Below are 23658 nucleotides of genomic sequence, written 5' to 3'. Positions count from 1 at the left end.
GATATATATTTTATTACCGGATTGCGCAAACGTAATATCGGTTGCAGAATGCGCTCACCGGTTTCCGAGCGCAGGGCGCGAAACAAGGGGAAGAACATGGCGAACTGGATGTCAAAAACGCTTTTGACGATGGCGACCGCAGCCATGCTTCTGACCACCTCTTGCAGTGGCGGTGCACAAAAAGATGCTGCGCCGCGGCATGACTTTTCGATCGGCTGGTCGATCTATGCCGGCTGGATGCCGTGGCCCTATGCCCAGAAAGCCGGCATCGTGAAGAAGTGGGCCGACAAATACGGCGTCAAAATCGACTTCGTGCAGGTCAACGACTATGTCGAGTCGGTCAACCAGTTCAACGCCGGCAAGCTCGACGGCGTCACCGTCACCAATATGGACGCGCTCACCATTCCCGCCGCCGGCGGCAAGGATACGAGTGCGATCATCCTGGGCGATTATTCGGACGGTAATGACGGAATCGTTCTGAAGAATGCATCGAGCATTGCCGACATCAAGGGCCGCACCGTCTATCTCGTCGAACTGTCGGTTTCGCATTATCTGCTGGCCCGCGCGCTCTCGACGGCCGGGCTTCAGCTTTCCGACGTGAAGACCGTGAACACGTCCGACGCGGACATTGTCGGCGCCTTCGCCAATCCCAACGCCACCGCCGCAGTCACCTGGAACCCGCAGCTCACCGAGCTGACCAAGGTCCCGAACGCGAAACTGGTGTTCGATTCGCATCAGGTGCCGGCCGAGATCCTCGACCTGCTGGCGGTCGACACCGCCACGCTCAAGGCCAATCCCAATCTCGGCAAGGCACTGGCCGGCATCTGGTACGAGACGATCACCCTAATGCAGCGCAAGGATGCCACGGGCGCCGCCGCCCGCGCCGAGATGGCAAAGATGGCCGGATCGACCCCGCAGGCGTTCGATGCCCAGCTCGTCACCACTCATCTCTACAATACGCCGCAAAATGCCGTGGCCGCCCTCAAATCGCCTGCGCTCGCCAGCACGATGATCAAGGTGCGCGACTTCAGCTTTGCCAAGGGCCTGTTCGGCACCGGCGCCAAATCGGCCGACGCTGTCGGCATCAGCCTGCCGGGCGGAAAGACGCTCGGCAATCCGAACAACGTGAAGCTGCGCTTCGATCCGAGCTATATGGAACAGGCCGCGGCGGGCAAGCTCTGAAGAGATCGCAGCCATGCGCTGGGTGAACGTCAAGCCGAACCGACGCAGCGCGGTCTTACTCGGAACCTTGCCGCTGCTGGTGGCCCTGGTCGCCTATCTGATTGCGTCCGCTACCCGTCACGCGGCCAATGCCTCGGACAAGGTGCTGCCCACGCCTGCGGCGATGGCGGAGGCGATGCGCGGTCTGTTGTTCGATGCCGATCCGCTGAGCGGTCGGATCATCTTCTGGGCGGACACCGCCGCGAGCCTCGAGCGGCTCTGTCTCGGGCTCGGCATCTGCGCGCTCTCGGCGCTGCTCGTCGGCATGGTGCTGGGCGTCCTGCCGGCGGCACGCGCGACCTTCGGCGCCTTCGTCACGACCATTGCGGTAATCCCGCCAATCGCACTCCTGCCGGTCCTCTTTATCGCCTTCGGGCTCGGCGAGACGGCGAAGGTCGCGCTGATCGTGATCGGCGTCGCTCCCTTCCTGATCCGCGACCTCGCCGACCATGTCGCGGCCCTCCCGCAGGAGCAGTTGGTCAAGGCGCAGACCCTGGGCGCGAGTAGCTGGCAGCTCGCGCTGCGTGTCGCCCTGCCGCAAGCGCTCCCACGCCTGATCGCCGGACTTCGCCTGTCGCTGGGGCCGGCCTGGGTCTATCTTATCTCGGCCGAGGCGATCGCATCCGACATCGGGCTCGGCTACCGGATCTTCCTGGTCCGTCGCTACCTTTCGATGGACGTCATCATCCCCTATGTCGCCTGGATTTCGCTGCTCGCGATCGCGATGGATATTGCACTCATGCAACTGAGCCGTCGCGCCTTCGCCTGGGCGCATCAGGATCAGCGATGAGCGACCTCCTCGCTTTCGACAATGTCTGGCTCGAATATGGCGACAAGATCGTGCTCGAGCGCGTGACTCTCAGCATCGCCGAGCGCTGCTTCGTCTCGATCGTCGGGCCGTCCGGCGCGGGCAAGAGCAGTTTCCTGCGCCTTGCGCTGGGCCAGGAATCCCCGAGCCGTGGCCACATCCTGCTCGACGGGAAGCTACTCACCCCCGAATGCGGACCCGATCGCGGCGTGGTCTTTCAGCGCTACTCGGTGTTCCCGCACATGAATGCGCTGCGCAACGTGATGTTTGCTCGGGAATGCACCAAGGCGCCGTTCACCGCGCGTCTGTTCGGTGCCGCCCGGCGGCGCGCGGCCGAGGAAGCCGAAGCGATGCTGATCGAAGTGGGTCTCGGCGATTCGCTCCATCTGTATCCGTCCCAGCTTTCCGGCGGCATGCAGCAACGCCTGGCGATCGCCCAGGCACTGATCGCGCGGCCGCGCGTGCTGCTGCTCGACGAGCCGTTCGGCGCGCTCGATCCCGGCATCCGGCAGGACATGCACCGGCTCATCCTGCGGCTGTGGGAGGAGCATGGGCTCACCGTCCTGATGGTGACGCATGACATCATCGAGGCCTTCAAACTGGGCACACGCGTGCTGGCATTCGACAAGCGACGCATCGATCCGCACGCACCGCACCGCTTCGGCGCGACTGCGGTCTACGACCTGCCACTGACGAACAAACTGCCGCTGGACACGCCCGACGTATCGGTGTCAATTATTACGATTGACAGAATCAGTAATAATGAAGAGGGATAATTCCGTGAAGGACCCCACCCCCTCCAGCCTGGCCCGGCTCAGCATGAGCCTACCCGCCGAGCTCTCCCGCCAGCTTGACCTGATGGTGGAAGAGCGCGGCCTGCCATCGCGTTCCCAGCTGATCGCGGAGTTGATCCGCAACGAGCTTGCCCAGCATGGCGCTACCGTGCGGCCGGAGGACATGCTCGCCGGCACGATCACCCTGGTCTATCGCGGCGACATGGGGCGCGTTCGCCATCAACTCGCGCAAACCCAGGCCGAATATCTCAAGGAAGTGATCTCCTCGCAGCACGTCTTCCTCGAGGACGACCAGTCGCTCGAGGTGCTGCTGGTACAGGGCCCGGCCGTCCGGCTGCGCGATCTGTGCGATGCGCTGCGCAAGGTACGCGGCGTGCAGCAGCTCCGGCTCTTCACCACCACGGCACTGCTGCCTCCGCTTCACGAGCAGGAGCGTGGCGCGCTTCAGGCAGGGGACAAGGCGGCATGAGCGCAACACTTGCCGATCCCAACGCCGCGCGCGCCCATGCCCGTGCCATGGACGGCATCGTCGTCGAGGCGATGCCGATCCTGCCGCCCCAGGCCGACGACCTGCCGGCGGGCATCTCGTCCGACGACCTGCTGTGGGAAGAGACGATCGCGGGCGGCGGCTATGCCTCCCGAGCGCTCGCACGGGGCACGCGCCTGCGGCTGATCGATCTCGAAGGCGATGCCTGCGCGTCGTTGCTGCTGTTCAACGCCGCCACGCCGACCGAGCGGCTCAACATCGCCGACACCGTCAAGGTGCAATGGGACGCCTATCCGTCGACGGGTAGCCTGTTGCTGTCCGACATGGGCCGCGTCCTTGCCAGTATCGAACAGGACGATGCCGGCACCCACGATGCCTTTTGCGGCGCTTCCAGCGAAGCGTCGAACCAGCGCCATTATGGCGACGGCCGCAATTCGGGCGCGCATCCCAATGCGCGCGACCGGCTGCTGCTCGGCGCCGCGAAACATGGGCTGGGCCGGCGCGACGTCCATCCCTGCATCAATCTGTTCAAAGGCGTGCGGATCGCCGCGGACGGCGCGATCGTGCCGGAGCTCGGCCCCTTCACACCGGGCCGCGCGCTCGTCCTGCGCGCGGAGATGGACCTGATCCTGGTCATCGCCAATTGCCCGCATGTTCTCGACGGACGGCCGTGGAGCGTCACGCCACTGCGCGCCACTGCCTGGCGCGGTGCGGTAGCCGCTGCCGACGATCCGATCCGCACCGCGACGCCCGAGCGGCGGCGCGCCTTTCTCAACACCGAAGATCTGTATCGCCGCTGATGGAAAATGATCCGCATGTCGCTGGCCTTACCGGCCAGATCGTCCACGACGAGATCGTGGCTGCCCGCGCTCCCTGGATGCATCGCGTGAAGGCCGGGAAAACGCTCCGTATCATCGACCTCGAAGGCAATCAGGCGGTCGATTTCCTGCTCTATGCGACCGACGACGACGCCGAGCGCTACAGCGCGCAGGACACGGTGGCGGCGCAGGCGAACATCTTCCTGCGCACCGGCAGCGTCCTGCTGTCCAACGAAGGCCGGCCGATGATGACGATCACCGGCACATCGGTCGAGTATCATGATACGATCGGCGGCGCCTGCTCGATCGAGTCCAACAGCCTGCGCTACGGCCATCACACCAAGGCGCAGCATAGCTGCGTCGACAATTTCCTCGAAGCCAATCTGCGCGACGGCCGCGGCAAGCGCGACATGGTCTCGAACGTCAATTTCTTCATGAACGTGCCCGTCGAAGCGGACGGTGCGCTCGGCATCGTCGACGGCATTTCGGCACCGGGCCTTTCCGTCGACCTGCGGGCCGAGATGGACGTGACCGTCGTCGTTTCGAACTGTCCGCAGATCAACAATCCCTGCAACGGCTTCAATCCCACGCCCGTCCGCATGATCGTGACGGCATGAACTTCGGCACGGTCCTGATCGCCAATCGCGGGGCGATCGCTTGCCGGATCATCCGCACGCTGCGCACCATGGGCATTCGCTCGGTCGCGGTGTTCTCCGACGCCGACGAGGCGTCGCGGCATGTCGCCGAAGCCGACATCGCCATACGGATCGGCCCTGGCCCGGCCGCGGAAAGTTATCTCGATACCGCGCGCATTCTTGCCGCCGCCCGCGAAACCGGCGCCGACGCGATCCACCCCGGCTACGGCTTCCTGTCGGAGAATGCCGACTTTGCCGAAGCCTGTGCCGCCGCCGGCATCGTCTTCATCGGGCCGAAGCCGGACAATATTCGCGCCTTCGGGCTGAAGCACAGCGCCCGCGCGCTCGCCGAGGCCGAGGGGGTGCCGCTGGCGCCCGGCACCGGGCTGCTGGCGGATGCGGAGGCGGCGATCGAAGCCGCCGCGCGGATCGGCTACCCGGTCATGCTCAAGGCAACCGCCGGCGGTGGCGGCATCGGCATGCGCGTCTGCGCCGATCCTGCCGCCGTGCGCGACGGCTATGCCGCGGTGGCGCGGCTTGGCGCGGGCAATTTCGGCGACGCCGGTCTGTTCCTCGAGCGCTTCGTGCCCCGCGCCCGGCATGTCGAGGTGCAGATTTTCGGTGATGGAACGGGGCGCGTCGTCGCGCTCGGCGAACGCGACTGCTCGCTCCAGCGCCGCAACCAGAAAGTGATCGAGGAGGCCCCTGCCCCCAACCTTCCCGACCATGTCCGCGCCGCGCTGACCGACGCGGCAGTGCGATTGGGCGCGGCCGCCCGCTATCGCTCGGCCGGGACCGTCGAGTTCCTCTACGATGCCGAGCGGCAGGACTGGTTCTTCCTGGAAGTGAATACGCGGCTGCAGGTCGAGCATGGCGTCACCGAGGAAGTGACCGGCATCGACCTCGTCCAGTGGATGGTGCGCGGTGCAGCCGGCGATTACGGCTTTCTCGACGCGCCTGTGCCGCGTCCGCGTGGCTGGTCGATCCAGGCGCGGCTCTATGCCGAGGATCCGGCGCTCGACTTCCGGCCCGCCGCGGGTTCGCTCACCGACGTCGCCTTCCCGGACGACGCGCGGATCGAGACCTGGGTCGAGAGCGGCGCCAAGGTCTCGCCCTTTTACGACCCGATGATCGCCAAGCTGATCGTGCGCGGGGAGGATCGCGACGCCGCGGTCACGGCGATGCAGGCAGCGCTCGACGCGACGCGCCTGGCCGGCATCGAGACGAACTTGCGGTGGCTACGCGATGTCGCGCGCGCCGACGATTTCACCTCGGGCGACGTCTCCACGCGCTCGCTCGAGCGGGTCGTGCATCAGCCGCGCAGTATCTCGGTGCGTGCGGCCGGCACGCTCACGGCCGTGCAGGACTTTCCGGGGCGGATCGGGCTGTGGGATGTCGGCGTGCCGCCGTCCGGACCGATGGACGCCCGCGCCTTCCGGCTGGGCAACGCGCTGCTCGGGAACGATGCGGCGGCGGCCGGGCTCGAGGTGACGGTGACGGGCCCAACGCTCCAGTTCAACACACCGACACGTATCTGCCTGACCGGGGCCGAGTTCGAGGCCACGCTCGATGGCAGGCCGGTGCCACGCAACCAGGCCATCACGGTCGACAAGGACCAGCTGCTGGCGCTTGGCCGCGTCCATGGTGGCGGCATGCGCGGCTACATTCTGTTCGCCGGCGGCCTCGACATTCCCGCCTATCTCGGCAGCGTCAGCACCTTCGACCTGGGGGAATTCGGCGGACATGGCGGCCGCAGGTTGCTCGCGGGCGACACGCTCCACCTGGCACCGCACCCGCCCGCGGTAATCCCCGGACCACGGGTGATCGCGCAGCCGGCCTTCGGTCCGGACTGGACGATCCGCGTGCTCTACGGTCCGCATGGCGCGCCCGATTTCTTCGCCCCCGAGGATATCGAGACGATCCTGACGGCCGACTGGCGTGTCCATTACAACAGCAACCGTACCGGCGTCAGGCTGGTCGGGCCAAAACCCCATTGGGCGCGCCAGGACGGTGGCGAGGCCGGGCTCCATCCGTCCAACATCCACGACAATCCCTATGCGATCGGCTCGCTCGACTTTACCGGCGACATGCCGATCATTCTCGGCCCTGACGGCCCCTCGCTCGGCGGGTTCGTCTGCCCGTTCGTGGTGATCGCGGCCGATCTCTGGAAAGTCGGCCAGCTCGCGCCGGGCGACCGGATCCGGTTCGTGGCTGTCAGCCTCGCCGATGCGGATGCGGCGAGTGCGGCCGAAGAGGAATGGATCGAGGGGCGCCCCGCTCGCCCCGTCACGACGACCGCAGGCAGCGGATCGGAGGCGATCCTGGCCGAGATCCCGCCGCAGGGTCGTCGCCCGCGTATCCTGTATCGCCGCCAGGGCGACCGCAATCTGCTCGTCGAATATGGGCCGATCACGCTGGATCTCGAGCTGCGGTTGCGGGTTCATGCGGCCACGACGGCGCTTGCCGCGCTGGAGCTGCCCGGCATCCTCGACATCGTCCCCGGCATCCGTTCCTTCCAGGTCCATCTCGACGGCATCCGCATCAAGGAGGACAAGCTTCTCGATCGACTGATGGCGATAGAGGAACAGCTCGGCGAGCTCGACGACTTCGCGATCCCCTCGCGCATCGTGCATCTCCCGTTGAGCTGGGATGATCCCGCCATTCATCAGACGATCGAGCGCTACATGGCCGTGGTGCGCGACGACGCGCCGTGGTGTCCGGACAATATCGAGTTCATCCGTCGCGCCAATGGGCTGGCGAGCGCGGATGACGTCTATCGCACCGTTTTCGATGCGCGCTACCTCGTCTACGGACTCGGCGACGTCTATCTGGGCGCGCCGGTGGCGACACCGATCGATCCGCGGCATCGGCTGGTCACGACCAAATACAACCCGGCGCGCACCTGGACGCCACCCAATGTCGTCGGCATCGGCGGCGCCTATATGTGCATCTATGGGATGGAGGGCCCGGGCGGCTATCAGCTGTTCGGCCGCACCATCCAGGTGTGGAACACCTATCGGCAAGGCGGCGCCTTCACCGAAGGCAAGCCCTGGTTGCTACGCTTCTTCGACCAGATCCGGTTCTTCCCCGTGAGCCACGACGAACTCACTGAGTGGCGCCGTGACTTCCCGCTCGGTCGCCGCACGATCGAGATCGAGGAGACCGAATTCCGCCTCGCCGACTATCGCGCCTTTCTCGCCGAGAATGCCGAGTCGATCACCGCATTCGAAACCAGCCGCAACGCCGCCTTCGCTGCCGAGCGTGCCGAATGGGAGCGGCGCGGCGAGTTCGATCGCGTCGCCAGCCTGAGCGAGGAAGTCGACGACAAACCCGCCGACGCCATCACGCTTCCCGAAGGCGCGGAGCTGGTCGAGGCCCCCTTTGGCGGCAGCGTCTGGAAGTTGATGAAAGCACCCGGCGACCTGGTCGCGGCCGGCGAGACGATCGCGGTGATGGAGGCGATGAAGACCGAATTCCCGCTCACCAGTCCCGCCGCCGGGACAGTCGCGGCCCTCTATGTCGTCGAGCGGCAGAGCGTTACGCCCGGCGCGCCGATGCTGGCGCTGATCCGATCGTGACCGCGCTCGACCGCCTGTCCGTCGAAGCCATTGCAGCCGACGTACAGTCGCGTCGCCGCTCGGCCGCCGACGTGATGGACGAGGTCATCCGGCGCCTCGACTTTTATGACGCAGTCCAGCCCGCGGTCTGGATATCCCGCTTCGATGGCGCCGCGCTCCGCGCCGCCGCCGCCGCGGTCGACCAACGGGTCGCCGACGGCGACGCGCTGCCGCTTGCCGGCGTGCCGTTCGCGGTGAAGGACAATATCGACGTCGCTGGTCTCGCTACGACCGCCGGATGCCCGGCTTTCTCCTACGTACCGTCGCGGTCGGCGACCGCGGTAGAGCGGCTGGTCGCCGCCGGGGCGATCCCCGTCGGCAAGACCAACCTCGACCAGTTCGCCACCGGTCTCAACGGTACCCGCAGCCCCTATGGCATTCCGCGCAACGCCTATAACCGGGCCTGGGTGAGCGGGGGATCGAGTTCGGGCTCAGCGGTCGCGGTGGCAGGTGGGCTGGTCGCCTTCGCGCTCGGCACCGACACGGCGGGATCGGGCCGCGTTCCGGCCGCCTTCAATCACCTGATCGGCTTCAAGCCGACGCGCGGACGGTGGAGCAGCCGCGGGCTCGTCCCCGCCTGCCGGACACTCGATTGCATCACGGTCTTTGCCGGGACGGTGGCGGAGGCCGGACTTGTCGATGCCATCGTCGCCGGCTTCGATCGCGAGGACAGTTTCTCGCGGTCGCTCGACGACGCGCCGCGCGCGCATCGCCGGATCGGCGTGCCGCGCGTCGACCAGCGCCCCTGGTTCGGCGATATCGACTCCGGTTTCCTCTATGACGCGGCACTGGCCAGCCTCGATGCCGAGCTGGTCGAGATCGACATGACTCCGCTCAACGAGGCGGCCCGGCTGTTGTATAATGGCCCCTGGATCGCCGAGCGGACCGCGGCGCTTCAGGATTTGCTTCGCGACGACCCGGAGGCGATCCATCCGGTTGTTCGCAGCATCGTCGAGGAAGGCCATACCTACAGCGCGGTCGATGCCTTCGCGGCAAGCTACCGTCTTGCCGACCTCGCCCGGGCAGCGGAGGAGATGTGGGCGACAATCGATCTGCTCGCCTTGCCGACCGCCCCGACCAGCTATCGCGTGGCCGAGATGCTCGCCGCACCGATCGCGCTCAACGCGAGCCTCGGCGCCTATACCAACTTCGTCAATCTGCTCGACATGGCCGCGATCGCGGTCCCGACGGGTCAATATCACAGCGGCGTCGGCTTCGGCGTCACGCTGATGGGACCCGCCGGCAGCGACCGCAGCCTGATCGACCTGGCGAAGACACTTTTCCCCGCGCCGGCGCACCTGCCGCCGCTCGACCTGGAGGGACACATGGAGACCGTAAAACTGGCCGTTGTCGGTGCGCATCTGAAGGACATGCCATTGCACTGGCAACTGACCTCCCGTGACGCACGCTTCGTTGGTGAAGCCAGGACCGCCCCCGTCTACCGGCTTTACGCCATGGCGGACAGCGTGCCGCCCAAGCCGGCGCTGGTCCACAGCGGCGACGGCGCCCCGATCGCGATCGAGATCTACGAGCTCGACATGGCGGCGTTCGGCAGCTTCGTCGCCGAGGTTCCGCCTCCCCTCGCGATCGGCACCGTGACGCTGGAGGACGGTAGCCTGGTCAAGGGTTTCGTCGCGGAGCCGCGCGCGACCGTCAATGCCGAGGACATCACCTCGCTTGGCGGATGGCGGCGCTATCTCCAGCGATAGACCCCGTCCGGACGATGCGGCGCCAGGCGGCGCAGCGTGGGGACACATCCAAAACGACCACAATGATCAACCGGTGGCGCTCCCGGCCGAAGCGCGCGCCCTATGCACGGAGTGAAACGAGCATGACCGAAGCCGCCCTGGGAACGACGATCCAACTGCATGTCCTGGACCTGGTGGGCGAGACCCGCCTGATCGAGGGTGCGATCGGCAATTCGCTGATGGAGATCATCCGCTCGTCCGGGATCGATGACATTCCGGCGTTCTGCGGTGGCTGCTGCTCCTGCGCGAGCTGCCACGTTCATGTCGATCTGGCCTTCGCCGCGATGCTGCCCGCGATGTCGCAGGACGAAGATGATTTGCTGGAAAGCTCGGCGCATCGCTCGGCCGGTTCGCGCTTGTCCTGCCAGATCCCGGCGTCGGCGGCACTGAGCGGCATCAGGCTGACGATCGCACCGCAGGAATGAGCGCATCTCGATGACTGCCGCCCGGGAGCGAGAGAAGGACATGAACGATACGACCACAGAGTCCCCCTCCCGCTTGCGGGAGGGGCTAGGGGAGGGCGTGTGGTCCTCTACTAACCAACAGGTCCTCCCCCAGCCCCTCCCGCAAGCGGGAGGGGAGAAGACGTTCACCCGCGACGAGATCGCCGCGTTGTTCGATCTCCCCTTCACCGACCTCGTGTTCCGCGCCGCCGAGGTGCATCGCGCGCATCACGCGGCGAACGAGGTGCAGCTGTCGACGCTCCTCTCGATCAAGACCGGCGGCTGCCCGGAGGATTGCGGCTATTGCTCGCAGTCATCGAGCCATGAGACCGGGCTCAAGGCGACTAAGCTGATGGACGTCCGCGCCGTGCTCCAGGCCGCCGCGCAGGCCAAGGACAATGGCTCGTCGCGCTTCTGCATGGGCGCGGCGTGGCGCAATCCGAAGGACAAGGACATCCCCGCGCTCGCAGAGATGGTGAAGGGCGTGCGCGAGATGGGGATGGAAACCTGCATGACGCTCGGCATGCTGACGCCGGATCAGGCGAAGGCGCTGGGGGAGGCAGGGCTTGATTATTACAACCACAATATCGACACCTCGCCGGAGAATTACGCCAACGTCATCTCAACGCGCAGCTTCGAGGACCGGATCGAGACGCTCGAGAATGTCCGCGGCGCGGGGATCAACGTGTGCTGCGGCGGGATCGTCGGGATGGGCGAGACGCGCGCCGACCGCGTCGGCTTCATCCATGCGCTCGCCAGCCTGCCGGTCCATCCCGAGAGCGTGCCGATCAATGCACTGGTGCCGGTCAAGGGCACGGTGCTCGGCGACATGCTGGCGGACACGCCCCTCGCCAGGATCGACGACATCGAGTTCGTCCGCACCGTGGCGGTCGCGCGGATCACCATGCCGGGCAGCATGGTGCGGCTGTCGGCGGGACGCGAGAGCATGAGCGAGGCGGCGCAGGCCCTGTGCTTCCTTGCGGGTGCCAATTCGATCTTCACCGGCGAGAAGCTGCTCACCACCGGCAACGCCGGCGACGATCGCGATGCCGCATTGTTCGCCAAACTCGGCATCTCATCGGCACAGCTGCCGAGCCAGCCATCGACGGAGACGAGCGTATACGTCCGATGACGTATGCCGCCGCAGCGGGGTTCCGGATATCCAGAGTCGACACTCGGGATCGCGGGGACAAGATGGACGGAATTCGCGTCGGCAAAAGGGTGATCGGAGCACAGGCGCCGGTAACCGTGGGCTGGGAGAACATCCCCAGGGTGGAAGGCGGCCCGGTGAAGCAGTTCATCTTCACCTGGTTCCAGCCCACGATGCTCTTCGCGCTGATCGCGTTCTGGTATTACGCACCGAATTCCATCGCCAAGGCATCAACCGCCGTCGGCATCGGCATCGGCTTCAAGGCGCTGCTGCTGGGGCTGGAATGGGTGAACCCGCGCTACGAGAGCTGGCGCCTCACCTGGAAGGAACTGGTCACCGACCTGTTCTATGTCTCGCTCGGCTATACGCTGCTCCGCATTGTCGACAGCTACATCGGCGACGGCGCCATGATCGAAGCCGTCCAGCATTCTTTCAACTGGGACAAACTCAAGTGGTTCACGGGACTGCCGCTGCTGGTGCAGGCCTTCCTGATCTCATTCATCTTCGATTTCGGACAATATTGGATGCATCGCGGGATGCATAATTGGTACCCGCTCTGGCTGCCCCATTCGGTGCATCACTACATCACCCAGTTGAACATCAACAAGGGCGCGGTCGGCAACCCCGTCGAGCTGTTCCTGATCGGCCTTGGGATCGGCGGATTCTTCGATTTCCTGCCGCGGGCCGCTCTCCTCGCCGGGGCCATCGGCCTGGCGGTCGGGACCTATCAGCACATCAATGTTCGCTTCAACACGCCGCGTTGGTGGCGCTTCCTGTTCAACACCACCGAACATCACAGCCTGCACCATTCGCAGGACTTCGAAGCCACCCGCAGCAATTATTCCGGTGTCTACATCTTCATCGACCGCATGTTCGGCACGTGCGTGGACGGCGAAGCGGAACTGCTCGGGATGGAAGGCGGCCGCCGCATGTCGATCCGCGAGCAGATGACCCATCCCTTCACCGAGGGCTGGAAGACGCTCAAGGAACGATTCGGCCGGCCGGCGGCCGTGGTGCCCGCCGAGTGATGACATTGCTCCGCCCGCACAACCTCCCGCTACCCGTTCGTCACGCCCGAGCCGCCATGAGCGGCCCGGGTTGAGCCTTGCTCCGAGACGGTATGGAAAAGCTCTCCCCGATGGAGATCATCACGTGAACCTGCGTTTCATCGACTGGATCTGGCACATCAGGGGCAGCCTGGCGCTCGCTCCCGGGCAATCGGGCAGTCAAGCCTTTGACAGGCTCGATTCCCTGTTCCGCCAGACCGGGACCAGCCACGAACGGACCAGCGACACGCTGACGTTCCGCAAGAAGGACCAGGCAGCCCAGGACAAGATGTCGGTTTTCGATGGTGGCATCCTACGGATTGAACGAGGGGCGGCCGGCGCCGTGCTGCGCTATCATCTGACCAGCCGGGCGTTGCTGTTCTGCTTTCTGGCGCCGCTGCTATTTCTGGGCATCGCTCAGTTCACCATCGTCGTGGTCAAGCACCAGAAACCCTCAACCGACGCCGCAAAGTCCGCAAAAAAAGACGCGCAGGTGCTGCCGATGAACCCGATCGACAAAGCCCTGGGCGCACCCGCACCCGAAAAGCCTAAAAAGGATGGCGCGGACAAGGCCGAAGGCAAGAACAAGAAACCCTCGCCGACGCCCGCCTATGTCTTTGCGGCGATCTTCGCCTTTCTCTATCTCGCTGGGCGAATTCTCGAAGACAGGCTGATCAAGGCGCAGTTCAAAAAGAGATTGCTGGGCACATAGCCCCCGACCCACGTCGTCGCCCGGCAGTCACGCCTTCTCCCCTCGGCCCGCGATTCCTGATCCGCTAGACCTTGCGCTTCTTGCCCTCGAATCCGTCCTTCACGTCGTCGACCCACGCTACGATCTCGCGGTCGCTCCATCGCGACGCGAAGGGAGAAACCTTGTAAGGCGACGGGAACTTCCCTTCCTGAATGAGGCGATAAATCATCGACTTCCCAAGCTCGACCCGGCGTTTGACCTCGTCGAGCTTGAGCAAGCGGTCAGGATGATCGGAACCGCTCATTTCCGGCGGCAGTTTGACCGGCGTTCGATATACCCAGCAGCCCTTCGATCTCGGCCGAGGTGTATCCCTCGCCGACCAGTTCGGGGCACTCCCGCTCTACCTCTCGCAATATATTGAAGCGCATAAATCCGAATATTATGCATCACTCAAAGCCGCGCAGCAGCAACTGGACTGGGCTGCGGCCGTCGCTTTTCTGGCCGACGCGATCACCGGGTCGGTCGACGAACTAATGGTCACACGCGACGCTCTTCGGTCACTCGCCCAGGCATGGCGGGCGCGCCGCCGCTTTCGTTAGCATTCGGCAGCCTTGCGCGCACTTGAGCTGCTTGCCAGCTACCCGGTGGTGACTGCCAAAAGGCTCGCGGCACGTCTCGATCCCGGGCGGCACTCACCGCGATCGAACAACTCGAGCAAGTGGGCGCCTTCAGGAGAAGACCGGCTACGCCCGTAACCGTGTGTTCGTCGCAACCGAAGTGCTGGCGATTATCAATCGTCCGTTCGGCGACAAGCCCATCCTGCACGGATAGCTCGTCCCGTCGGCCACTCCCGGATCAAACTTGAGCGGCAACGCGACCTTAGGCCGGAACGCCGCTCCTGTTCGTGCTATATCGAATATGCTCCGCGCCGCCGGACCGGGAACCGGAAGTCACGGTTCACCGGCACAGGCCTGAACCGCCGGGAGTGCAACCCGGTGGGATTTGCCGGGCGCAGGGCGAGTCCTTCTGGTTTGGGCAGACCTGCGCTCAGCATGTCCGCCCAGATGAGCGCCAGCAAGCGGAGCGCGAGGCGCGTGATAGGGCACGCATAATCCGCCTTTGCTGCCACGATCATTTTCTGCAGAGGCACAAGATCGGTTGCCGGCCACCGATCTTCCGGCCCGCTCCGGGGCCCGACCGAGATTAGCGGAGCCCCTCACCCGCCCTTCTAGAAGCGCGCCCGCACCCCGACCCTGTAGATGCGGCCGAGCGTGTCGTAGAGCGCCGGATTCACGTCGAGCCCAGTATTGGTCTGTGGCGACGGCGCCGGGTCGTGGTCGAACACATTGTCGACCTTGAAATACAGGGTCGCCTTCTTGCCGATGTTCACCGAGCCGCCGATGTCGATATAGAAGGCGCCCTTCATCTTGTTGTAGTCGATCGTGGGGTTGTTCGCGGTGGAGACGGGACACCCCGTCGTGCAGACGACGTACTGGTGGCCAAACACGCCGTCGGAGAACCAGCGCTCCTGCACGTCGAGGCTGAACGCATCATTTGAATAGCTCTGGACAGCCAGCCATTTCCAATAGGGCGTATTACCCGAGTTGGCGCCGGCCTGATCGACCACGGCCACGCCGGCAATACCCGCATCGACCAAGAACTTGGTGACGTGCGTGCCCAATGCCCGAACCGTGAAGTTGCCCGGCAGGCCTAGTGGGTGCTTCCATTGGTAGCTCGCCTCGATATCGAAACCACTGGTTTTCCATGAAGCGAGGTTGAACGGCTGAACATTAATGAAATTGCCGCCCTGCACGGGGCTGTTGAGGACGAACCCGCCACAGAAAGCCTGGTTGCCGGAGAAGCAGAAATTGACGATCTGCTGCGGCGTCAGGGTAGAGACCACGCCTTTCAGGTTGATATTGTAATAGTCGAACGACAGGCTGAGCCCAGGTAGCCAGGACGGGCGCGACAGCACGATGCCGAGTTCGGTGTTGCGGGCGATTTCTGGCTTGAGATTGGGGTTGCCGACCGTGTTCTGGAAAGCCTGTACCGCAACGTTGCGAAACGGATCGGTGAAATTCGGCAAGGTCGTGATCGTCGGCGCCGCGAACAGTTCCGACAAATTGGGCGCGCGCACGTCGCGCGAGGTCACCGCGCGCAGCCGGATGCCGTCGAGCGGGGTGGTCCAGGTGCCGCCGATCTTCCACGCCCAGACGGTACCCGACGTGCTGTAATGCGTTCCGCGGCCTGAGGCGTTGAGATTGGCCCGGCCGATCGCCTTGCTGTCGAACAGCGGCAGATCGAGTTCGAGAAATCCTTCGTAGACGTCGTATTTGCCGTGGCCGTTCTTATAGTTGCCGGCCGCCCAGCTGCTGCCTAGCTGCGAATTGAGCAGCGGATCGGCCGGATATGCGGGACTGTTCGGGCTGATGCTGGAAACGCCGGCGCCATAGGGATCGGCGTTCACGCGATAGAATTCGCGACGATATTCTCCACCGAAGGCGACCGACAGCGGACCCGCCCATAATTTGAGCGGCTCACCGGAGAAGTTCACGCTGACCACATCCTGAGTCAGCCTGGTGTGCTGAAACGGTCCGTTGACCGGCGTGACATAAGCGAGTGCCGCCGAGGACGGCGCCGCGCCGCCGAACACGTTGATCGGCTGGCAACCGAGCGCGCGCGCCGCTGGATCCGCGCAGACGATCGCACCGTTGAGCGTGATCGCGTTGGCCGCGGCGGCGTAGCGATTCTGCAGAACGATGTCGTGAACCTTGATGTTCGAAATGGTAATGGAATGCTGGTAATAGCTATCGTAGGACCAGCTGGATCCGAGGACGTCGAATTTCCCCTTGGCCCCGCCGACGAAGCGGTACTGGCGCCGGTCGGTATAGACTTTGGGATCCGGGAAGGATCCGTTGCTGGTCCCGAAGCTGAACTGCGTAATCCCGGCGGTGGCGCAGCGATCCTTCACCAATTGCGGCACGAACGGGTTGGCGCATTGAACGGTCAAGCTCGGGCGGCCATATCCGGGGCTCGGCTGGTTGCTGGTCTTCACCACACCCACGTCGACGGTCGCGTAAATCTCGTTGTCGGGGGCGAAGTCGTAGCCGATCCGGCCGAAGCCGTTGATGCGCTCGAGCGACGATTTGAGCGACGCACCGCTACCCGGCGCTCCCGACAAATCGCCGCCGACGCAGAAACTGTTGCCGGGATAACAGCCGGTGACGGCGCCGGTGCCAGTAGGCTGGCCGCCCGACCCGTAGTTGAAGTTGAACGGCGCACCGTTCCGATCGAACGCGATCCCCTGCAACGGGCCGTTGTTGATCAGGCCATACAGGGCATATTGGTAAGGCTGGGCATAATCGCGATAGAGATATTGCGGCAGGCCGTTGTTGGTCTGCCCGGTATTGACCAAGGTGCTGGCGCGATACCAGTCGCGGCTGCCGGCGAGATCGGTTCCGAAATCGCCCGCCCCGACACCATCTTCGTGATCATATTCGCCGCTGACGATCAGGTGCAGGCGGTCGTTGAGCAACTTCGTACCGTAGGCCGCCTGGACGAGACCCTGTTTGTCGTCGCCATAATTGGTGATGCCGCCCTGCACGTTCGCCTTGAAACCGACGAACCGCGTGTCGGTGATGAAGTTGACGACGCCACCGACCGCGTCCGAACCGTAGGACGCCGACGCGCCGCCGGTCACGACGTCGACCCGCTTGATGAGCAGTTGCGGAAACAGGCTGATATCGGGGACGCCGGTGACGTTGGCGCCGCCGACGCGTTGCCCGTCCAACAGGGTCAGCGTGCGGATCGCGCCGAGCCCGCGGAGCGAGAAAGAGCTCAACCCCTGCTGCCCGCTCGACGTGCTGAACGTGCCGGTCGCCGCGCCCGTCGATCCTTGCAGCGACGGCAATTGGGCGATGGTGTTGAAGATGTTTGGCTGCGCGTTCTTGAGGATCTGGTCCTCGCCGATCACGGTCGTCGGGGTCGGCGCATTGAAGCCGTTGGTGGTGATGCGCGAGCCGGTGACGATGATATCGCCCGGACCGGAAGAGGGGGCGGCCGGAGCGTCGGGAGCCGGTTGCGATTTGGCGGGTTGATCGGGCGCCGCGGCGGCACTGTCCTGCGCATGGGCCGCGCCGGGGACCGCGGCCAGCGCGGCCGCCAGCGCGATCAGGCTGGCGAACGTTCCGCGGCGGGCGGTCGACGCCGAGTCGCTGCAGCTGCTGACTATGACCATATTCTTCTCCCCTTCCTATGTCGCAGCGCGCCGGCCGAGGGACGGGGCAACGATCTCAGTTAGCGCTAACTACAGAAAGGCGGCGCGCCGATCATCTACGACCAAAGTCGCAGAGCGGGCGGAAACGGGGATCAAGGATCAGGGATGCGCGGCGTAGAGCGCGTGGTGGGTCAGGATGAACAAGGTCCGTCCATCCGCTCCACCGAACAGCAATTGCAGCGGGCGCGCGGGCACGTCGATCCTGCCGATCTCCGCGCCATTGGCGGCGTAGACGAACACTTGTCCATTGGCGACAAAGACGCGCCCATCCGCCCCGACCGCGACGCTTTCCCCGCCGCGCGCGGCGAACGGTTTGAGGTCGGTGATGCTTCCGCCCGCGCCGAGCCTGCCCGAATAGGTGCGGTCCTCCGACGCATTGGCGAGGTATAGCGGTGCGCCGACCTTGCCCGTCACGAAGCCATAGGTGTCGAGCGTATCGGAAAAGCGCCACACCGGCCCCTGCTGCCATACGCGATAGGCAGGCAGCACAAGGCTGTGGTCGGGCGAGACATATTCGCGCGGTTTAGCCACTGCCACATCGCGCGCGAACATCTCGGCAAGTGTGACGAAGCGGTCGCTCGCCGGGTCATATTGGTCGCGGAACTCGCCATTGACCCAGAAGCTGCCAGGCAGAACGACCCGGCTATCCTGGCGGCCGGCGACGGGCGTCGGCGCGATGACACGAACCGCCTGAGGGCGCGCGGGATCGATGCTGAAGACGGTCGCTTCGGGTCCGGCGGATGAAAGCACCAGCAGGTTCCCGGAGCGGTCAACCGCGAGGTTGACCGCATCGAGCGGTGCGTCGGTGACGACCGACAACCCCTCTTTGTCGGACCAGCCATGGATGCGCTGGAAGAAGCGGTCGACGAAATAGAGCTTGCCCGATGCGTCTACCGCGCCGCCGCCGAGCGAATAGAAACCGTCCGCGAGCAGGGTCGCGGCCGCGATCGATGGGGTCGAAGGCGCGGCCGTTGCGTCGGTCACGTCCAGCACCGCGAACTCGCGCTCGCGCACATCGAGGCCGCGCGTGACGTCGCGGATCGCGTTTTCGAACGAGAATTTGCTCGCGCGAAGATACGTCCCGCAGCCGTTCGCATCGCAGGTCGCGAAACCGCTCTCCGCGTTGACGTGCAGGTTGCGGAAGCGGATGTCGGTCGACTGATACAATCGTACCGCCTCCGCCGCGGATTGGAGCGAGCGGGTGACGCGATAGCCGTGAAAATTGGCGAACAGGATGTTGCGTGAGTTGCGCACCTCCAGCGCGACGGCGTCGCGGCTCTCATTCGCTTCCTCCTCGGTCTGGGGCGCGAAGAACCGCCAGTTCGCGACGCGATCGAGCACGATCTCCGCGCGGCGATGGTGCTCGGCCGACATCTCATAGACGCGACCGGGGGTCGTCGTATCCGACACGTACAGCCCAGCCTGGGCATAAGTGTCTGGCGTCCACAATCCGTTGAAGGTGCCGCCGCCGCCATCGGTCACCCACAGGCTGGCATATTGCCCGTCCCACTTTTTCTTCGGATCGGCGTCGGCGGTCTGGTTGGCGTTATAGGGATTGAACCGGCTGCCATCGGCGAGGTTGGTGCCGTGGCCTCCCTGGAACTTGACATCGTCGACTAGCGACTCCTTGCCTGCTCGCCATAGCAATGCCGTCGCGCGCGGATTGACGCCGCCGGTGAACAGCCCGAGCCCGGAGATGATCGCATCACCTCCCTTCGCGCTCTCAACCAGTGCCTTGGGACTGCCGACCCCACGATAGCCGGGACTGTCATCGGTCAGCACGATCTGCGTAAGGCTGGGGTGCAGGCCGATCAGCACGCTGTCGGGACGTAGTCGTAACGTCTCGCTGATGCGATAGAAACCGGTCGGAAAATAGACGATGCGCTTCGCGTCGATCGCACGCTGGATCGCGGCGGTGTCGTCGGTCGCGTCGTCGCCTTTCGCACCGAAATCACGAACGTTGCTCCAGGCCGCGACCGGCGGGAGCGCACGGATAGCGGGCTTCGGCCGGCTCGGCAGAGCCGACAATGGCGCGGCGTCGAGCCGCGTCTCGACTCGTCCCGTCTGCCCGAGACCGGCAAGCGTCAGCCCGTGCGAGAATGCCACCACGCGATAGCGCGCGGCAGGACCTGCGACGGTCCGCCCGCTATCGCGAAAACGTGCGAACACCGGCGTGCCGCTCGCGGTCGCATTCTCGAATCCTATCTGGGTGAAGGCGCTGGCTTCGTTGCTGATGACGACGCCCGCGCGGGCGACATTCTCGAAGCGCACATCGCTGCCCCACAATTGGTCGCCATAGCCACGATCGATCTCGATCCCTACCGGCACGTTGCGTATGGCGACGTTGACGAGAGTCAGCGACGCCTCATGTTCGCGGATCGCGGCGTCGCGCTGCCCGTCAAAGGTCGAATCGAGCAACGTATATTGCCAGGCCGGCGACGGCTTCTCGGTCAGAATGCCATAGCGCCCGCCATGAAAGGTTAAGTCCATCCCCAGATTGCCGGCCTGGTAGATGCCGGCGAGCGCCGAACCCAGACGAAAATCGATATGGCTCAGATACGCATGCTGCGCGGCATGGAAGCGAACTGCGGTCGCTGCGGGATTGCCCTCGCCAATCTCGAAATCGACATTCGACAGCGCCGAATAGAAGGTGCCCGGATTGGCGTCGGCGACCTGGGGATCGAACGGCACGCTGGTCGGCGGCGGCACCGGCACCGGGCCCCGCTCGATCGGGCCGTAGAGGCCCGGCCGCGCCGCGCCGGGGCGATTGCCGGCGAACAGCACCATGCTGCCGACCCCGTGCTGGAAACCGGGCGTATCCGGTGCCAGCGCGATGGTTGGACGCGTGCGGCCGACGCCGAATATCCGCACGCCGGGCCAAACGTAAATCGTGCGGGTGATGCGGTAGCGGCCTGCGGGAAGAAAGACGAGGCCGCCCCCGCCTTCGGCCTCCGCGGCGTCGATCGCCGCCTGGATCGCGGCGCTGTCGTCGGCGACGCCGTCCCCATGTCCGGCGACGGCAACCGCTCTCGGATCGATTGGCGCCGATGCGAATGCGGACGGGGCGCGAGCGGCCCATCCCGGCGCGGTGCCGGCGACCAGCAACGCGATGACGCTTAGCATCGATAGACCGCTGGTTCTTGCCATCACATCCGCCCTCGCCTTCAAGCGTGCCGGATTAAACGCCCATCGTCACCTCGTTGATAGCGACGAAGGTCGTAGTGGCGTTCACTCGGCAGCTGCCCGATAGGGGGTGATCCGTCCGCTCGGGATGGCGCAAGGGGTCGAACGAAACGATGCAGCCACGACGACCGACGACAGCGCTGCGCGCCCGCGCAATCATCGTGATGGGAGTGAGTGGCAGCGGCAAGTCGATGCTGGGCCGCTGCCTGGCGGAAAAGCTCGATTCGACGTTCATCGAGGGTGACGATCTCCACACCGCCGATGCCGTCGCCAAGATGCGCGCGAGCCATCCACTGGACGATGCGGACCGCTGGCCCTGGCTCGACAGGGTGGGCGCCGCTGTCGGCGCCGCCGTCGCGCGTGAGGGCATGGCAGTCGCCGCCTGCTCCGCGCTCAAGCGGCGTTACCGTGAGCGGCTGGCGATGGCGGCGGGCATTCCCTTGCTGTTCGTGCTGCTGGACGCACATCGTGACCTGCTGTCGCGGCGGCTGGCTGATCGTCCGCATCATTTCATGCCGACAACCCTGCTCGATAGCCAATTGGCTACGCTCGAACGACCCGATGCCGACGAACCCGCGATCGTGCTCGACGCCGCCCGCCCGCCGCTCGCTTTGTGCGCGGAAGCGCTCGCCCGGGTCCTACAGACCGCCGAAGCAGGGATGCACGGCGCGCCCTGATCTAGGGCATTAGCCGCTTTCGTCCCTGCGATAGGTGCCAGCGCATCGCCAGCGCGGCGCCGTCGGCATCATGCACTCGGATTGCCTCCACGATCGCATCGTGCTCGCCCATCATCGCCTCGATCACTTCGGGCGGACGAGCGCGTGAAATTTCGACGCCCGCCTTCAAAATCCGCAACACTTCGTCGTGCAGATGGTCGAACAGCGACAGAAAGGCGCCGTTCGCGGTCGCTTCTGCTATAGCGCGGTGCAGCGCCCAGTCCTCGTCATGGGCCGGTGCGCTCGACAACAAGGCCGCGCGCAACGCCGTCAGCGCCGCCTCGATCGCCTCCATCTGCTCAGACGAACGGCGTTGCGCCGCCAGTCGCGCGGCCTCCGCCTCCAGCACGAACCGGACCTCATAAGTGCCGAGCGTCGCGGCGAGATCATCCATCGCCATATGCGCGCCGAGCCGCTCGGAGGGCCGGCGTTTGACATAGGAGCCCGCGCCGCGCCTCGACTCGGTAATGCCGTCGCTTGAGAGCCGCACCAGCGCCTCGCGCACGACGTTGCGCGACATGCCGAACATCTCCGCCAGCCGTGCCTCCGACGGCAACCGGTCGCCCGACGCCAATGCCTCGTCGGTGATGATGCGCACGATCGACGTATAGGCCCGATCGGCAAGCCTGCTCTCGTTCATGGATGCCCTTTCCACCGGTCAGACGACGTAGCTGAGCGCCACGACGAACGCGAGACCCAGCACCGAGATCGCCGTTTCCAGCATCGACCAGGTTCGGAACGTGTCTGGCATCGAGGTGCCGACATAGCTCTTGACCAGCCAAAAGCCCGGATCGTTGACGTGGCTGAAGAACACCGATCCGGCGCCGATCGCCAGCACGATCAGTTCGGGCGGAACGCCGGAAGCGGCCGCCACCCCTGGCATCACGCCGACGGCGGTGATCGTCGCCACCGTCGCCGACCCGGCCGCCAGCCGAATGCCGACCGCGATCAGCCAGCCGAGCAATAGCGGCGAGATAGCGTGCGCCAGCACCAGTCGCGCAAGCAAATCGGACAATCCCGCGGATACCAGCACCTGTTTCAACGCGCCGCCCGCGCCGATCGCCAGCAGGATCGCTCCCGCCGCGCCCATCGTCTCGTGCCAGATCGCGTCCTGCACTTGCGTATCGGCCAGCCGCCGCCCGAACAGCAGCGGCAAGGCCAACAGGTTGGTGATCAGCAACGCGAGCACCGGGTTGCTCGCCGCCACCAGCCATCCCGAACCCTTCTGCCCGGGGATCATCTGGCCCAGTTCGCCGGCGGCAATCAGCAGCACGGGCAGCATCACGATGAACAGCGCAGCGTCGCGTCGCGGCGTCGCGACCGCAAGCGGGCGATCGCCGAGTACCGGCGGCGCCAACCGGACGCCACGCGCGGTCACCGATGCCAGGACGGGACCGGCGAGGATCGCGACAGGAATCGCGATCAGGATGCCGTACAGCATCGTTCGTCCCAGATCGGCGTGGAGCGCTTCCACCGCGAGCAGCGGGCCAGGATGCGGCGGCACCAGCGCGTGAACCACGCCGAGCCCGGCAAGAGCTGGCAGGATGAGCCGCAGCCGGGCCGCGTCACGATCGCCCTCCCCCGGCATCGCTTCGGCCGCCGCAACGACGATCGGCAGCAGCAACACGAGCCCGGTCTCGAAGAACAAGGGCAGGCCGATTAGCATCGCGACTCCGAGCGTCGCCCAGGGCGCGGCGCGCGGCCCCGTTATCCTCAGCGCCCCATTGGCCAATGATGCGGCCGCGCCGGAAAGGTGGAGCATCGCGCCGAGCGACAGGCCCAGCGCGACGACCAGGCCGGTACCGCCGACGATATCGCCGACCCCTTTCTGCACCGCCTTGGCGATGTCGGCGAGCGGCATGCCGGCAAGCAATCCCACGGCGAAGGCGCCGCACAGCAAGCCGATGAAAGGATGAAGCCGCCCGCGAACGATCATCGCCACCGCCAGCGCGATACCGGCGACCGCAGCCACCAAAAGCCGGATATCGGCGGCGTTCATCGGCTGCGTACCAAAATGGTCGGATC

19 protein-coding genes are annotated in these 23658 nt (G+C 65.4%); 14 read left to right on the top strand and 5 right to left on the bottom strand.

Translation table 11 applies throughout. The features are described from left to right. The first annotated feature begins 96 nt into the window (after window positions 1–96). The 12 genes from AC1DQQ_RS03880 to AC1DQQ_RS03825 all read left to right on the top strand — a co-directional run bounded on the left by AC1DQQ_RS03880 (window position 97) and on the right by AC1DQQ_RS03825 (window position 13479). On the top strand, window positions 97–1182 hold the full coding sequence (locus AC1DQQ_RS03880; RefSeq protein WP_478028545.1) for a putative urea ABC transporter substrate-binding protein: 1086 nt from the start codon (window positions 97–99) through the stop codon (window positions 1180–1182). Between the two features lie 13 nt (window positions 1183–1195). Continuing rightward, window positions 1196–2011, top strand: a complete 816-nt coding sequence (locus tag AC1DQQ_RS03875) for an ABC transporter permease (RefSeq protein WP_478028544.1) — start codon at window positions 1196–1198, stop codon at window positions 2009–2011. Further along, the gene (locus AC1DQQ_RS03870) at window positions 2008–2805 is read left to right on the top strand and encodes an ATP-binding cassette domain-containing protein (RefSeq protein WP_478028543.1); all 798 of its coding nucleotides are present in this window, start codon (window positions 2008–2010) and stop codon (window positions 2803–2805) included. The genes AC1DQQ_RS03875 and AC1DQQ_RS03870 overlap by 4 nt, the downstream gene beginning before the upstream one ends. A gap of 43 nt (window positions 2806–2848) precedes the next feature. Beyond that, on the top strand, window positions 2849–3292 hold the full coding sequence (locus tag AC1DQQ_RS03865) for a CopG family ribbon-helix-helix protein (protein ID WP_478029014.1): 444 nt from the start codon (window positions 2849–2851) through the stop codon (window positions 3290–3292). Further along, window positions 3289–4110, top strand: a complete 822-nt coding sequence (locus tag AC1DQQ_RS03860; RefSeq protein WP_478028542.1) for an urea amidolyase associated protein UAAP1 — start codon at window positions 3289–3291, stop codon at window positions 4108–4110. The genes AC1DQQ_RS03865 and AC1DQQ_RS03860 overlap by 4 nt, the downstream gene beginning before the upstream one ends. Further along, window positions 4110–4745 carry an urea amidolyase associated protein UAAP2 gene (locus AC1DQQ_RS03855; protein ID WP_478028540.1) on the top strand — a complete coding sequence of 212 codons (636 nt, stop codon included), beginning with the start codon at window positions 4110–4112 and terminating at the stop codon, window positions 4743–4745. The genes AC1DQQ_RS03860 and AC1DQQ_RS03855 overlap by 1 nt, the downstream gene beginning before the upstream one ends. Continuing rightward, window positions 4742–8341, top strand: a complete 3600-nt coding sequence (gene uca / locus AC1DQQ_RS03850; RefSeq protein ID WP_478044272.1) for an urea carboxylase — start codon at window positions 4742–4744, stop codon at window positions 8339–8341. Before AC1DQQ_RS03855 ends, uca begins: the two co-directional genes overlap by 4 nt. Next, window positions 8338–10089 (top strand): allophanate hydrolase, encoded by a 1752-nt coding sequence (gene atzF, locus AC1DQQ_RS03845; RefSeq protein ID WP_478028537.1) that lies wholly within the window; start codon window positions 8338–8340, stop codon window positions 10087–10089. Before uca ends, atzF begins: the two co-directional genes overlap by 4 nt. Window positions 10090–10211: 122 nt before the next feature. Further along, complete coding sequence (locus AC1DQQ_RS03840) at window positions 10212–10553, top strand: 2Fe-2S iron-sulfur cluster-binding protein (protein WP_478040506.1); 342 nt, start codon at window positions 10212–10214, stop codon at window positions 10551–10553. 178 nt (window positions 10554–10731) lie between these two features. Continuing rightward, the gene (bioB, locus tag AC1DQQ_RS03835; protein WP_478040613.1) at window positions 10732–11703 is read left to right on the top strand and encodes a biotin synthase BioB; all 972 of its coding nucleotides are present in this window, start codon (window positions 10732–10734) and stop codon (window positions 11701–11703) included. Window positions 11704–11765: 62 nt separating this feature from the next. Further along, window positions 11766–12749, top strand: a complete 984-nt coding sequence (locus AC1DQQ_RS03830; protein ID WP_478040505.1) for a sterol desaturase family protein — start codon at window positions 11766–11768, stop codon at window positions 12747–12749. A gap of 124 nt (window positions 12750–12873) precedes the next feature. Next, window positions 12874–13479 (top strand): hypothetical protein, encoded by a 606-nt coding sequence (locus AC1DQQ_RS03825; protein ID WP_478044270.1) that lies wholly within the window; start codon window positions 12874–12876, stop codon window positions 13477–13479. A gap of 64 nt (window positions 13480–13543) precedes the next feature. On the opposite strand, the gene AC1DQQ_RS03820 is transcribed toward AC1DQQ_RS03825, so the two are convergent. Continuing rightward, on the bottom strand, window positions 13544–13762 hold the full coding sequence (locus AC1DQQ_RS03820; RefSeq protein ID WP_478044268.1) for a helix-turn-helix transcriptional regulator: 219 nt from the start codon (window positions 13760–13762) through the stop codon (window positions 13544–13546). A 13-nt stretch (window positions 13763–13775) separates the two neighbouring features. Between AC1DQQ_RS03820 and AC1DQQ_RS03815 the strand changes: the two genes are divergently transcribed. Continuing rightward, window positions 13776–14057 (top strand): hypothetical protein, encoded by a 282-nt coding sequence (locus AC1DQQ_RS03815; RefSeq protein WP_478044266.1) that lies wholly within the window; start codon window positions 13776–13778, stop codon window positions 14055–14057. 629 nt (window positions 14058–14686) lie between these two features. On the opposite strand, the gene AC1DQQ_RS03810 is transcribed toward AC1DQQ_RS03815, so the two are convergent. Then, window positions 14687–17695: a TonB-dependent receptor plug domain-containing protein gene (locus AC1DQQ_RS03810; protein ID WP_478044264.1), complete on the bottom strand. Its 3009-nt coding sequence runs from the start codon at window positions 17693–17695 to the stop codon at window positions 14687–14689. 138 nt (window positions 17696–17833) lie between these two features. After that, window positions 17834–20881 carry a glycosyl hydrolase family 28-related protein gene (locus AC1DQQ_RS03805; RefSeq protein ID WP_478044263.1) on the bottom strand — a complete coding sequence of 1016 codons (3048 nt, stop codon included), beginning with the start codon at window positions 20879–20881 and terminating at the stop codon, window positions 17834–17836. A 149-nt stretch (window positions 20882–21030) separates the two neighbouring features. On the opposite strand from AC1DQQ_RS03805, the gene AC1DQQ_RS03800 reads away from it, so the two are divergent. Continuing rightward, window positions 21031–21594, top strand: coding sequence for a gluconokinase (locus AC1DQQ_RS03800; RefSeq protein ID WP_478040499.1), 564 nt, complete (start codon window positions 21031–21033; stop codon window positions 21592–21594). Between the two features lies 1 nt (window position 21595). Here the strand turns inward: AC1DQQ_RS03800 and AC1DQQ_RS03795 are convergent, their stop codons facing one another. Together AC1DQQ_RS03795 and AC1DQQ_RS03790 are read right to left on the bottom strand one after the other, a co-directional pair. After that, window positions 21596–22273: a FadR/GntR family transcriptional regulator gene (locus AC1DQQ_RS03795; RefSeq protein WP_478028522.1), complete on the bottom strand. Its 678-nt coding sequence runs from the start codon at window positions 22271–22273 to the stop codon at window positions 21596–21598. 18 nt (window positions 22274–22291) lie between these two features. Next, complete coding sequence (locus AC1DQQ_RS03790; protein WP_478028521.1) at window positions 22292–23632, bottom strand: GntP family permease; 1341 nt, start codon at window positions 23630–23632, stop codon at window positions 22292–22294. Window positions 23633–23658: the final 26 nt, after the last annotated feature.

The sequence above is a fragment of the Sphingomonas sp. P4_G3 genome, assembly GCF_056401105.1.
This window is presented reverse-complemented; position numbering and strand designations above follow the sequence as displayed.

Bases quoted from the DNA above. Each gene is read 5' to 3' on its own strand.
- AC1DQQ_RS03790 (WP_478028521.1), bottom strand. From the start codon at position 23,632: ATGAACGCCGCCGATATCCGGCTTTTGGTGGCTGCGGTCGCCGGTATC.
- uca (WP_478044272.1), top strand. From the start codon at position 4,742: ATGAACTTCGGCACGGTCCTGATCGCCAATCGCGGGGCGATCGCTTGC.
- AC1DQQ_RS03805 (WP_478044263.1), bottom strand. From the start codon at position 20,881: ATGGCAAGAACCAGCGGTCTATCGATGCTAAGCGTCATCGCGTTGCTG.
- AC1DQQ_RS03830 (WP_478040505.1), top strand. From the start codon at position 11,766: ATGGACGGAATTCGCGTCGGCAAAAGGGTGATCGGAGCACAGGCGCCG.
- AC1DQQ_RS03855 (WP_478028540.1), top strand. From the start codon at position 4,110: ATGGAAAATGATCCGCATGTCGCTGGCCTTACCGGCCAGATCGTCCAC.
- AC1DQQ_RS03880 (WP_478028545.1), top strand. From the start codon at position 97: ATGGCGAACTGGATGTCAAAAACGCTTTTGACGATGGCGACCGCAGCC.
- AC1DQQ_RS03820 (WP_478044268.1), bottom strand. From the start codon at position 13,762: ATGAGCGGTTCCGATCATCCTGACCGCTTGCTCAAGCTCGACGAGGTC.
- AC1DQQ_RS03875 (WP_478028544.1), top strand. From the start codon at position 1,196: ATGCGCTGGGTGAACGTCAAGCCGAACCGACGCAGCGCGGTCTTACTC.
- AC1DQQ_RS03840 (WP_478040506.1), top strand. From the start codon at position 10,212: ATGACCGAAGCCGCCCTGGGAACGACGATCCAACTGCATGTCCTGGAC.
- AC1DQQ_RS03870 (WP_478028543.1), top strand. From the start codon at position 2,008: ATGAGCGACCTCCTCGCTTTCGACAATGTCTGGCTCGAATATGGCGAC.
- AC1DQQ_RS03865 (WP_478029014.1), top strand. From the start codon at position 2,849: ATGAGCCTACCCGCCGAGCTCTCCCGCCAGCTTGACCTGATGGTGGAA.
- AC1DQQ_RS03800 (WP_478040499.1), top strand. From the start codon at position 21,031: ATGCAGCCACGACGACCGACGACAGCGCTGCGCGCCCGCGCAATCATC.
- AC1DQQ_RS03810 (WP_478044264.1), bottom strand. From the start codon at position 17,695: ATGGTCATAGTCAGCAGCTGCAGCGACTCGGCGTCGACCGCCCGCCGC.
- AC1DQQ_RS03795 (WP_478028522.1), bottom strand. From the start codon at position 22,273: ATGAACGAGAGCAGGCTTGCCGATCGGGCCTATACGTCGATCGTGCGC.
- AC1DQQ_RS03860 (WP_478028542.1), top strand. From the start codon at position 3,289: ATGAGCGCAACACTTGCCGATCCCAACGCCGCGCGCGCCCATGCCCGT.